The 11,144-nt window shown below is 38.9% G+C and carries 11 protein-coding genes; 8 read left to right on the forward strand and 3 right to left on the reverse strand.

The features are described from left to right. The first annotated feature begins 154 nt into the window (after positions 1–154). A complete protein-coding gene (locus GXZ13_02715; protein ID NLX74750.1) occupies positions 155–1,123 on the forward strand; it encodes an O-antigen ligase family protein in 969 nt (322 codons plus the stop codon). A gap of 75 nt (positions 1,124–1,198) precedes the next feature. On the opposite strand, the gene GXZ13_02720 is transcribed toward GXZ13_02715, so the two are convergent. Continuing rightward, positions 1,199–1,981, reverse strand: coding sequence for a fumarylacetoacetate hydrolase family protein (locus GXZ13_02720; protein NLX74751.1), 783 nt, complete (start codon positions 1,979–1,981; stop codon positions 1,199–1,201). Positions 1,982–2,200: 219 nt separating this feature from the next. Here GXZ13_02720 and pepF point away from each other — a divergent pair, with 219 nt between their 5' ends. From pepF to GXZ13_02745, 5 genes are all read left to right on the forward strand, one after another. Beyond that, positions 2,201–4,054: an oligoendopeptidase F gene (pepF, locus tag GXZ13_02725; GenBank protein ID NLX74752.1), complete on the forward strand. Its 1,854-nt coding sequence runs from the start codon at positions 2,201–2,203 to the stop codon at positions 4,052–4,054. 95 nt (positions 4,055–4,149) lie between these two features. Then, on the forward strand, positions 4,150–5,109 hold the full coding sequence (gene arcC, locus GXZ13_02730) for a carbamate kinase (protein ID NLX74753.1): 960 nt from the start codon (positions 4,150–4,152) through the stop codon (positions 5,107–5,109). A gap of 260 nt (positions 5,110–5,369) precedes the next feature. Next, positions 5,370–6,224, forward strand: coding sequence for an MBL fold metallo-hydrolase (locus GXZ13_02735; protein NLX74754.1), 855 nt, complete (start codon positions 5,370–5,372; stop codon positions 6,222–6,224). A gap of 92 nt (positions 6,225–6,316) precedes the next feature. Further along, positions 6,317–7,891, forward strand: coding sequence for a DUF853 family protein (locus GXZ13_02740; GenBank protein NLX74755.1), 1,575 nt, complete (start codon positions 6,317–6,319; stop codon positions 7,889–7,891). 48 nt (positions 7,892–7,939) lie between these two features. After that, positions 7,940–8,206 (forward strand): hypothetical protein, encoded by a 267-nt coding sequence (locus GXZ13_02745; GenBank protein ID NLX74756.1) that lies wholly within the window; start codon positions 7,940–7,942, stop codon positions 8,204–8,206. A gap of 208 nt (positions 8,207–8,414) precedes the next feature. Here GXZ13_02745 and GXZ13_02750 read toward each other — a convergent pair whose 3' ends face one another. Continuing rightward, positions 8,415–8,702 carry a glycosyltransferase family 4 protein gene (locus GXZ13_02750; GenBank protein NLX74757.1) on the reverse strand — a complete coding sequence of 96 codons (288 nt, stop codon included), beginning with the start codon at positions 8,700–8,702 and terminating at the stop codon, positions 8,415–8,417. Next, on the reverse strand, positions 8,692–9,144 hold the full coding sequence (locus GXZ13_02755; protein NLX74758.1) for a glycosyltransferase: 453 nt from the start codon (positions 9,142–9,144) through the stop codon (positions 8,692–8,694). The genes GXZ13_02750 and GXZ13_02755 overlap by 11 nt, the downstream gene beginning before the upstream one ends. An 879-nt stretch (positions 9,145–10,023) precedes the next feature. On the opposite strand from GXZ13_02755, the gene GXZ13_02760 reads away from it, so the two are divergent. Both GXZ13_02760 and GXZ13_02765 read left to right on the forward strand, forming a co-directional pair. Beyond that, the gene (locus tag GXZ13_02760) at positions 10,024–10,773 is read left to right on the forward strand and encodes an AzlC family ABC transporter permease (GenBank protein NLX74759.1); all 750 of its coding nucleotides are present in this window, start codon (positions 10,024–10,026) and stop codon (positions 10,771–10,773) included. Then, positions 10,770–11,078 (forward strand): AzlD domain-containing protein, encoded by a 309-nt coding sequence (locus GXZ13_02765; GenBank protein ID NLX74760.1) that lies wholly within the window; start codon positions 10,770–10,772, stop codon positions 11,076–11,078. The genes GXZ13_02760 and GXZ13_02765 overlap by 4 nt, the downstream gene beginning before the upstream one ends. Positions 11,079–11,144: the final 66 nt, after the last annotated feature.

Raw genomic sequence — 11,144 nt, forward strand, 5'->3', positions numbered from 1 at the left:
GTACAAAAGTATTAAATATAATTTTTCACTGACTCCAAAGTTGACAAAAAATGGGAAACTCATTTTTATTATTCTCTCCCTATTTTTTCTATATTCTGCCTTTTCATACTTACTAAATTACGAAAATTTTTCCTCTTGGGCAAGAGACAGCTCTGTGCCACTTGAAATGTTGGCTGGTGCGTGGCTCGTCTCGCTTTTGATAAATGACGATAAGAGGAGGGATATTTTTGTCAAAACTTTTTTTTACATAAATATGATTGCCGGACTCTGGATTGTGGCGGAACAGATAGGAATCGCGAAGTTTCCTTCCCCAACTTTTTCAAATCACAACATGTTGGGACCCTATCTCTATCTGGCTATTCCCTTTAACTTCATCTATATAATTCAACAAAAAATGCATTCATTTTTAAGAGCCCTCTATATTGTCATTAATATTATTTTTGTTATATTTTCTTTTTCTTCCATTACATATGCAGCCTGTTTTTTTGAGATTTTTATAATTATGTTTTTTGCTTATAGAGCTAAACTTTTGGATCTCAAACTTATACCTTATTTTTGTGCTATCTCTCTGGGGTCAATATTTTTGTTAAATTTCTTTATCGGAGATAAAATCACTCCACTTCTAATGAGAGAGATGAAGCAGATTTCTTCCGGAGACATAAAAACTCTTACCACAAAAAGAGATGAAATCTGGCTTGCTGCTCTCTATTATATTAAACAGAAGCCCTTTTTCGGATGGGGAGTAAATAAATTCGCAGCTGTGCACAAAGAGTTTTTAGAAGCTTTTGCGGACACACTCAAACTTACTTCTAAAAGAGTGTTTGTGCATGTTCATAACCTTTATTTGATGATAGCTTTTGAAGTCGGCATTCCGGGGATGCTGATATTTTTAACAGCAATGCTTTTGCCAATTTGGGATTCGTTTAAGAGGCTGTTTTTCTCTGCAAACAAGGGAGATGTTTGGGTCATAGCTTTTTTCTCTATGTTTTTGGGACAGCTTATCTACTCCTTAGCAGGTGAGATGATTCATCACATGAGAGCTGATGTTGCTGTTCTTCTATGGGTTTGTTGGGGGATATTTTCAGTTTATGACAAGAATGAAAAAACACAAACTTTAGCATAAAACGAATGTTATTTGTTCAGATAAAAATAAGCCGAGGCGATTGCCTCGGCTTATTTTGTCTCTTTTTTTATAAATTTATTCTCCGCAAACGTTTTTTAAAATCCCGATACCGTCTATTTCTATCTCTACGATATCCCCCACTTTAATAGCTCCAATTCCAGAGGGAGTTCCTGTTGAAATAACAGCTCCCTGTTCAAGAGTTGCAAAACGGCTTATATAGGAAATCAACGTTTTTATCGGGAAAATCATCTGAGACAAAGTTGTACTTTGTTTCACAATGCCATTTACCCTTGTCTCTAAAACTGTATCGTCCGGAAGTTCTTTAGCGAAAAGGATTGCCGGACCGAAGGGTGCAAAAGTATCAAAACTTTTTGCTCTTGTCCACTGTGCATCGGATTTCTGAATGTCTCTTGCCGTTACATCATTCATGATTGTATAGCCGAGAACATGATCCAATGCATCATCTTCTGAGATATTGCGTCCCGGCTTGCCTATTACCACGGCTAATTCACCTTCGTACTGAATCTCTCCGGCCCAATTGGGAATGCGAATAAAGTCACCTGAACCTATTATGGCGGTTGTTGCTTTCATAAAAACAGTAGGCTCTGCCGGTTGTTCGCTTTTCAGCTCTTCGGCGTGTTCCTTGTAGTTATAACCTATGCACCAAATCTGTTTTGGAAGAAAGGGAGGCAAAAACTTCACCCGGTTCATTTGATAGCTTAGACGCATAGGATAAATTTGTGTGAAGGGACCCCCCTCAACTATATCTATCGAGTTTGCTCTAATCTGCCCCGAGTATGCTCTCCCGTCCACCATAAAACGACAGTAGCGTATAGGTGGTGTCTGTTTTTTTGCCAAGATGTGTGCCCCACTTTCCGGCTAAAGTTTTTTGTATCAGAAGTTGCACTCCTGGAAAAGAATGATTATCTAACTACAAAGGAGTACAACTTTTTACGATACCGTAAATATCAAAAATATACGCGATTTATTGTAATTTGAATAAGTAAAAAATACAAATAAAAAGCCCCTTCTCTGTGTATAATTTATGCAGAAAAAAATTTGAGAGGAATGTTAACTATGACTTATACAACAAGAAAAGGATTTTACGGGATTAACAATGAACTTGAGCTAGGAAAAGCAACTATCTTACCGGACAGAAAAGATATCCCATATGAATATAGATGGAGACTCGAAGATATTTACGAAAACGAAGAGTTATGGGATAAGGATTTTGAGCTTATCAAGGAACGAATGGCAGAAATATTGGAGTTCAAAGGCAAGCTTAGTGAGGGGTCTCAATCTCTTTTTAATTGTTTTAAGCTGAGAGACGAGCTATCAATTACCTTAGAGAAGCTAATTGTATATGCTCATATGAGGAGCCATGAGGATACTGCCGTATCTAAATATCAAGGATTGGTAAGCAAAATATCATCTCTTTCCGTTGAGTTCTCTGCTCTCGCAAGCTTTGTAACACCGGAAATTTTAGCCATACCAGAGGAAACATTAAAAAACTATATAGAAGAGCCTAATCTTAGTGAGTATGCTTTTGAATTAAAAGAGCTGCTGCGGCAAAGAGAACATGTTCTCTCCCTTGAAGAAGAAGCAATCCTAGCGAAAACGGGGAATATGGCTGAAACTGCAGAGAACGCTTTTTCTATGCTCACAAACGCAGATATGAAGTTCTCATCTATTCTTGACGAAGAGGGCAAAGAAGTTGAGCTGTCCGAAGAAAGGGCTGTCTCATACCTGCGTTCGAGAGTAAGAGCGGTGCGCAAAGCCGCATTTGATTCTCTTTACAAACCCTATATCGAAACAAAAAATACGCTTGGCGCAACTTTTGATGGAATGTTAAAGACCTCAAAATTTTATGCAGAGATCAGAAAGTACCCCTCTTCTCTTGCTGCTGCTCTTGACGGAAATAACATTCCTGAAAATATTTACGATAATCTGGTTGACACATTGGAGTCCAATCTCTCTCCAATACATGACTATATGTCTTTTAGAAAAAAAGTGCTTGGCGTAGAGGAGCTGCATATGTACGACCTCTATACACCTCTTCTGGACGATCCTTACGAGGATGTTTCTTGGAGTAGGGGCAAAGAGATGATATTTGAAGCCCTCACTCCCATGGGAGAAGAGTACCTCTCTCTCATTAGAAAAGGGCTTGAAAGCGGCTGGGTGGATGTATTTCCAAACAGAGGTAAAAGAAGCGGAGCTTATTCGTGGGGCTCCTATGCCACACACCCTTATGTATTTATGAATTACACGAATAATCTCAACGATGTTTTTACTCTTGCTCACGAGTTGGGACACTCATTGCACAGTTTTTATTCCCGAAAAAACCAGCCTTTCTCTATGGCCAATTACTGTATCTTTACAGCAGAAGTGGCTTCAACCACTAATGAAGTCTTGCTGCTTTCTCACTTGATAAAGGAAACAGAAGATGTCGACAAAAAGGCGTATTTATTGAATAGAAGGCTCGAAAATATACGCACAACTGTGTACAGACAGACGATGTTTGCATCTTTTGAAAGAGAGGTTCACAACAGATCTGCAAAAGAGGGAGACACAACTCCTGACGGACTAATGAAGCTGTGGTATGAACTAAATAGGAAGTATTACGGAGATGAAATTATCATAGATGAAGCTTTAAAGATGGAGTGGGGTCGGATCCCACATTTTTACTCTCCCTTCTATGTATACCAGTACGCAACCGGATACTCGGCTGCCACTGCTCTTGCCGAGGGCATATTGCAGAATGAGTCAGACAACAGAGATAAGTATCTACAGTTTCTAAAGATGGGCGGTTCCGATTATCCTATTAATCTTTTGAAAAACGCGGGAGTTGATATGAGCACTTCTCAACCAGTAGAAAGTGTCATCAATATCTTTTCCGAAACACTGAAAGAAATGAAAGAACTCATAAATTAATTGAGGTCGGTCAAAAAATAAATTTACAAAGACTGTTATTTTGTAGTACATTTATTGACGGTAAGAAAACCTAAATCAAAGGAGCGTGCCTATTCATGGGCAACAAAGCCAAAAAAGTAGTTGTAGCGTTAGGCGGTAACGCCTTACAAGAGCCAGGCTCTCCTTCTACGGCTGAAGCACAGTTAGCCGTAGTTCAGAAAACCTGCGGGTATCTCGAAAAGATTAACGCTGAAGGGTATGAAATGGGAATCGTTCACGGAAACGGGCCACAAGTTGGACGACTCGCTTTGAGTCTGGAAGTTGCAGAAACGATGAATAAAGATTTGCCGGCTATGCCATTTGACGTCTGCAACGCTATGACTCAAGGATATATTGGCTACCAGATACAGCAAAGTTTAAATGAAGTGATAAGACAAAAGAATAGAAATATACCGGTAGTAACTCTTGTCACTCAAGTCGTTGTCGATGCCAACGATGCTGCCTTTAATAATCCGACAAAACCGATAGGCCCTTTTTATACAGAAGAAGAAGCTGTAAAGATAAGAAAAGAAAAGGGGTTTACAGTCAAGGAAGACGCAGGACGCGGTTGGAGAAGAATGATAGCATCTCCGGAACCAAAGAGAATCGTAGAAATTGATTCTATTAAACAGCTTTGGGGCTCCAATATAGTTATACTTGCGGGAGGCGGGGGAATACCCGTTGTGGAAAATCCCGATGGCTCTCTCTCCGGCATAGCGGCAGTTATTGACAAGGATCTCTCTGCAGGCTGCTTTGCTGAAGCAATTGAAGCGGATGTTTTTCTTATTTTAACGGGTGTTGAAAGAGTCTGCTTAAATTATGGCAAGGAAAACCAAAAAGAGCTTGGTAAGATAACTGTGGCGGAAGCGAAAGAGTATATAGAGCAAGGGCACTTCCCTCCCGGCAGTATGTTGCCAAAGATTATGGCGGGAATCAATTTTGCAAGCAAGTTCCCAGGGAAAAAAGCCATAATAACATCTCTTTACAGAGCGATAGATTCACTTGAAGGAAAGACTGGAACAGAAATAACTTTATAAAACATTTGCAATAAAAAGGGCAGCCTATACAGGTTGCCCTTTTTTCATACCTACTTCATTTATATTTCTATAATTACGGCAATTTATGAGAATTGACAGCTAATTTCTAACTCTCTTGACTTATATGATTTAAATACATAACCTTATATACACACATTAGGTATAATTACAAAGAATAGTGTACTCTTTGCTAAAAATACTAGAATTGGAAAGATGTTTATTTGATCATTAAAACTCTTTTAAAAGACAAGCACAAAAAAATGTTTTCAGTTCTGCTTATCCTTCTGCTCACTGTCGCATACGGAGCTTTTGCTCTATATTATGACAAGCAGAACTTAAGTGCTGAAAGCGACATCCTGACATTTTATGCTCTCGACGTAGGACAGGGAGACTCTTTCTTCTTCATGCTGCCTAATGGAGAAAATGTGCTAATAGATGCAGGACCAGAAGAGGCTGGAAGCAAAGTTGTCTCTTTTCTCAGAAAACGTGGAGTTAAAAAAATAGACCTCCTTGTTGCCACACATGGACATTCCGACCACATCGGAGGCATGAGAAGGGTCCTACAAAACTTTGAGATAGGCAGGATTTGGGACTCCGGCTTCAACCACGGCTCTTCAATACAAAGAAACTTTTACAAAACTATTAAGAAAAAAGATATCCCTTTTGGACGGCCAAAACGCGGTTATAGTGAGCTCATGGGAGATGTGCTTCTTGAAGTTATTGCTCCTGCAAAAGTTGTGCTAAACACGAAGAGCGACACTAATAACAACTGCCTCGTGGTAAAAATAACATATAGAGATATAAGTTTCCTTATGACTGCCGACATGGAAAGAGAGCAAAGATATACGATTCAACCACTTCCACACGCTACCGTACTAAAAGCATCACACCACGGCAGTTACAATGGAACTGATAGCAAATTATTGAGAGAAGTAAATCCATCTCTTGTTGTTTTAAGCTATGGGAAGAATAATTCCTATAAATATCCCCATAAAAGAGTAGTCAAAGACATCAGGAACGCTAAAATAACTCGCTATGATACAGCAAACGGCACAATAAAAATTGAAACTGACGGCAGAGAAATGAATGTTTTCGGAACGCCTGTAAAAGATTGATATTAGCCTGATACATTCATTCTTTTGAAATTTATGATTAAATATATCTAATAAAGCACAGTTAATAAATAATGTTGAAAGCAGGTGTCAGAATGTACGTTGATCAGAAGCTTTTAATTGCAAAGTCAGACAAGCCAATTTATATCCTTCCTAAAATGGCAAACCGTCATGGAATTATTTCCGGTGCAACAGGAACAGGAAAAACAATAACCCTCAAGGTTTTAGCGGAATCATTTAGTGATTTGGGGGTACCAGTATTCCTCTCTGATATAAAGGGAGATTTAGCTGGTATGTGCCAGCCCGGCCTTAACAGCGAGGGTATGCAAAAGAGAGTTGCAAAATTTGGCCTTGATGAAAAAGGCTGGACTTACAAAAATTATCCAACTCGTTTTTGGGATATTTTTGGAGAAAAAGGACACCCTGTCAGAACGACCATATCAGACATGGGGCCATTGCTTCTCTCACGGTTGCTGGGTTTAAATGATACGCAAGCAGGAGTTCTCAACATAGTCTTTAGAGTAGCAGATGACAAGGGAATGCTTCTGCTTGATTTGAAAGATTTAAGAGCTATGCTCAGCTTTGTGGCTGCCAATGCAAAAAGCTATGTTTTTGATTACGGCAATATAGCTCCGCAAAGTGTCGGTGCTATTCAGAGGGCCTTATTGGTGATAGAGGATCAGGGCGGAGATAAGTTCTTCGGAGAACCTGCTCTTGATATAAAAGATTGGATGAAGACGGATAGCAGCGGTCGTGGATATATCAATGTACTGGACTGTGTCAAACTTTTCCACTCTCCCGCACTCTATTCAACCTTCTTACTCTGGATGCTCTCTGAGCTTTACGAAACATTGCCAGAGATAGGAGACCAAGAAGCGCCAAAGATGATCTTTTTCTTTGATGAAGCACACTTGCTCTTTGACGATATTCCAAAAATTCTTCTCAACAAAATTGAACAAGTTGTAAGACTTATTCGCTCCAAAGGCGTAGGAGTATATTTCATTACTCAGAATCCGAAAGATATTCCGGATAATATCGCGGGACAGCTCGGCAATAGGGTGCAGCATGCACTTAGAGCTTATTCACCGGCAGAACAAAAAGTCATCCGTGCTGCTGCAGATTCATTCCGCACCAATCCTAGTTTTAACACGGCTGAAGCCATATCAAATCTTACAACCGGTGAAGCTCTTGTCTCATTTCTTCAGGAGGACGGGAGTCCTGCTGTTGTGGAGAGAGCTTTTATCTTACCCCCTCAGAGTTTGATGGGTGAGATCGATGATTTCACTCGCAAACAAGCAATCTCTTCCAGCGAATTCAATGCTAAATATGATGAAATGATAGATAGAGAATCAGCTTATGAACTCTTACAGCTGAAGTATGAGAGAGAAAACATGGAAAAAACGGAGAGAGAGATGCTGGAAAAACGTCGTAAAGAGGAAGAGGCTCAGCAGAAAATTTTACAAAAAGAAGCTGAGGCAAAAGAAAAAGAAAGAATTAGACTAGAAAAATCAATACGCAAAACATTTTACGGCACGACTACAACAAGCAAAACAAAGACTCCTATAGAACGTTTGGCAGATAACGCTATAGGTACGATTGGCCGTCAGGTAGGGAACCAGCTATTTAGAAGCATACTCGGCTCTATGCTTAAGCCCACAGGCAAAAAGTAATCCTTGCATTAAATACTTCGCTTTTTCTGTTTTGGGAGGCATTATATAGTGAGAGAAAAGGGAATTGAGGTTTTTGTAGATTCGATAAATGACGGAGTATGCCGACTTCTCATAGGGGTACAATCGGCAGCTGTAGATATGCCCTTAAATCTTTTACCAAAAGATGCCAGAGAGGGATCTAGATACTTATTAAAATTTACGGATTTACCGTACAATTATGATTCAAACAGACAAGAGATAGACAAGCTTCTTAGCAGCTTCCATGATGAATTCATGGCACAAAAAAGAGGCGAGCAAGATAAAATGGAGAATTAAAAAGAAAAAGTTGCATACTTAAAAGCTAGATTCATAATATTAAAGACGCCCTTGCCAACTCTAGTTGTAAGGGCGCTTTTTTGATAAAAATTTATCTTTAGGAGAATTAATAAGCTCTGCTACAGGGGCCTTCCTCATAATTTATGATTTCTCCGTTTAACAAGCTCGAAGTAAAATCGACTAATCTTTTCGCTGCAACGGACGGACTTCATAAGGTGGTAGTGGTCAGAAGGGCATTATTTCCATACTTTTTTCTTAGTTCTTCATTTTTAAGCAGTTTTTCGACATTAAAATAAAGATCTTCTATATCATCATTGCTGTAGATTAATCCGTTTTCTTCATGATTAATGAGGAAAGGAACCGAGCCTATTGTTTTGCTTCCCACAACAGCACAACCGCTTTTCATGGACTCGTTTAACACCGCTCCCCATCCCTCTTGCCTATCACTTGTAAAGAGAAAGATGTTCGCTTTTTCCATCTCTTCTCTAACTTGCAAAGGAGAAAGCGTTCCCAAAAAAGTGATTTTTTTCAGTTAGATGCAATTTATTGGCCAAATTATTAATTTTTCTGAACATTGGGCCATTGCCTATCATTTTTAATCTGCAGTCATAACCGTTTTCTAACAGCTTTTTTAATAAAAGAATTGCTTTTTCAGGATGTTTAAAGTAGAGAAATCTGCCGCTCCAAAGCAGTGTGACAGTCTCTTTCTCTTTTTTTCCGTAAAGCTCTTCAAAATCAGGCCTTTTTGTGTCAGTAAAATATCCCCACTTATAAGTCTTGCCGGGGTAAGCCCCAATTATTGCAGCATCTTTCGCAGCATAAGCTCCGGCACAGAGCAGATAAACATTTTTGTTTCTATATATCGTGTGCTTCATTAACATCTTTGCATAACGAATGGGGTTCGCAGCGCTCTTTTTAAAAAATCTTTCCCAATACATAAATGTCAATCGATTTTGTTTGACTCTCTCTTTAACGAAAGTCGTGGGTGCTGATCCAACTATAACAACATCGCTTGATAGCCCCAGATCTAAAGCATCTATGTAGTTTTTTTGTTTTCATAACTTCTTATTTCATATGGGTATGGATCCGGTCGCCACAAATTTATAGCCGTCACCAATCAGTTTCTGCATTTCATCTGAAAAGGGTATTTGGTGATGAGTTAAAAAATTTGAATAAAATGTAATTTTCATTACAGTCTCCCTTTAATCTGCGTGCTGCTCTATTTCGTTAATCTTACTATTAATAATTTTATATTGAGATAATTAGATTTGGTCATGTTTTCTTTCTGTTTTTTTATTAATTAAAAACTCGAAAATTTGACATTTAGTGACTATCCCGTATAATGTCATGTCTACCGGAAGCAAAAGCTGCTTCTGAGATTTGTAAACGGAGGTGATAGGATGAAAAACAGGTTAGTCTATATTTCAGGGAATCCTTTTTGGATGACGCCTGAAGGAAGCTTTACAGAAGCCGAGATGGAAAACGGCATACCAGTAGAGCATGTAATGTATCAGACAAGCTCTGATTAATTTTGTCAGAGTAGTTACCACGGATTAAATTTTCACATTTTCAGCGTAATTTGTTGTAGTATGAAGCATCGGTTCAGAAAGGTTTATCAGCAAAAAACAGATTCAAACCACTGGACCGTGCCGTGGCACTTCAAAAATCCTATTCTAAGTTTAAATAAAACTATCCCAACAATACACTTTCTAGTATAATAACGACTTGTAAGCAGTACTAAAACTGTCTTATTGTTCTTTTATCTAAACTTATTAATTATAAAACATTTAAGTTATATTATAAGAAGGTAGTATTTCATGACGGAAAAACTAAAATTAGAAACAACTATTGCAAAAGGGTTTTTAAGGGGAATAAAAATAGGAACCCCGTTGGCGCTGACTTATATCCCCGGAGCGGTTGCTTTTGGCATTTTGGCTAAGACAGCAGGGCTAACTCTGTGGGAATGCGTATTCATGTCTTTTATTGTGTTCGCTGGGGCTAGCCAATTTGTGGCAGTAAACCTTATTACTCTTGGTACTCCTGTGGCAGAAATACTTGTCGCAGTCGGAGTACTGAATATGAGGCATCTCCTCATGTCTTCTTCTATGTCCAAGAGAATTCCTTTGAATACACGCTTTTTGGAAAAGTTTTGGATTTTTTTTGAAATGACAGACGAGTCGTTCACTTTAGCATCACTGCAAAAAGAAGATTATCTCTCTCCCAAATTTCTGATAGGACTTAATTTCCCTTTACATTTAACGTGGGTTCTTGGTACTTTTTTGGGATGGGTCGGAGGTTCCGCTTTGCCGGACAGTTTGCAAGAAAGCATGGGGATAGCGATATATGCTATTTTTATTGGTCTTCTGGTACCATCAGTGAGAGATAACGTAAAAGCCCTTACTGTCACCGTTATAGCCATGTCGTTGAGCACCTACATAAAGTTGGTCCCATGTCTGGCTGAGAGAATTAATAAAGGCTTATCCATAATGATAACTGCGGGAATTGCCGCTCTATTTGGAGCTATTGTTTTTTCCAAGAAAAAGAATAAGGACGAAGTTTTATCATGACCAAGATAATTATCTTATCGCTTTTGATGATGCTTGTTACAGCTCCTTCGAGAATTCTACCGGCCTTCCTTCTCGCCGAGAGGAAACTTCCTCCTTTTATTAAATCTTTTTTGCACTATGTTCCCTATGCGATTTTAGGTTCACTCATTTTCCCAGATATTCTTAAATCGGCCGGAAATATTTATAGTTCCGTTGCTGGGGCGATTGCAGCCTTCATTTTAGCTTGGTTGGGGCGATCTACATTAACAGTCTTGGTGGGAGCAATATTGGCGGCATTTGTAATATCCCACTTCGGCAGCCTTTAATTGCTATATTAACAGTATGCTATAGCGCTTTTCAGGACGTCCGATTCGTTTATACGCGTACTTCAC

This window comes from Synergistaceae bacterium, assembly GCA_012728235.1.
Lineage (GTDB): Bacteria > Synergistota > Synergistia > Synergistales > Synergistaceae > JAAYFL01.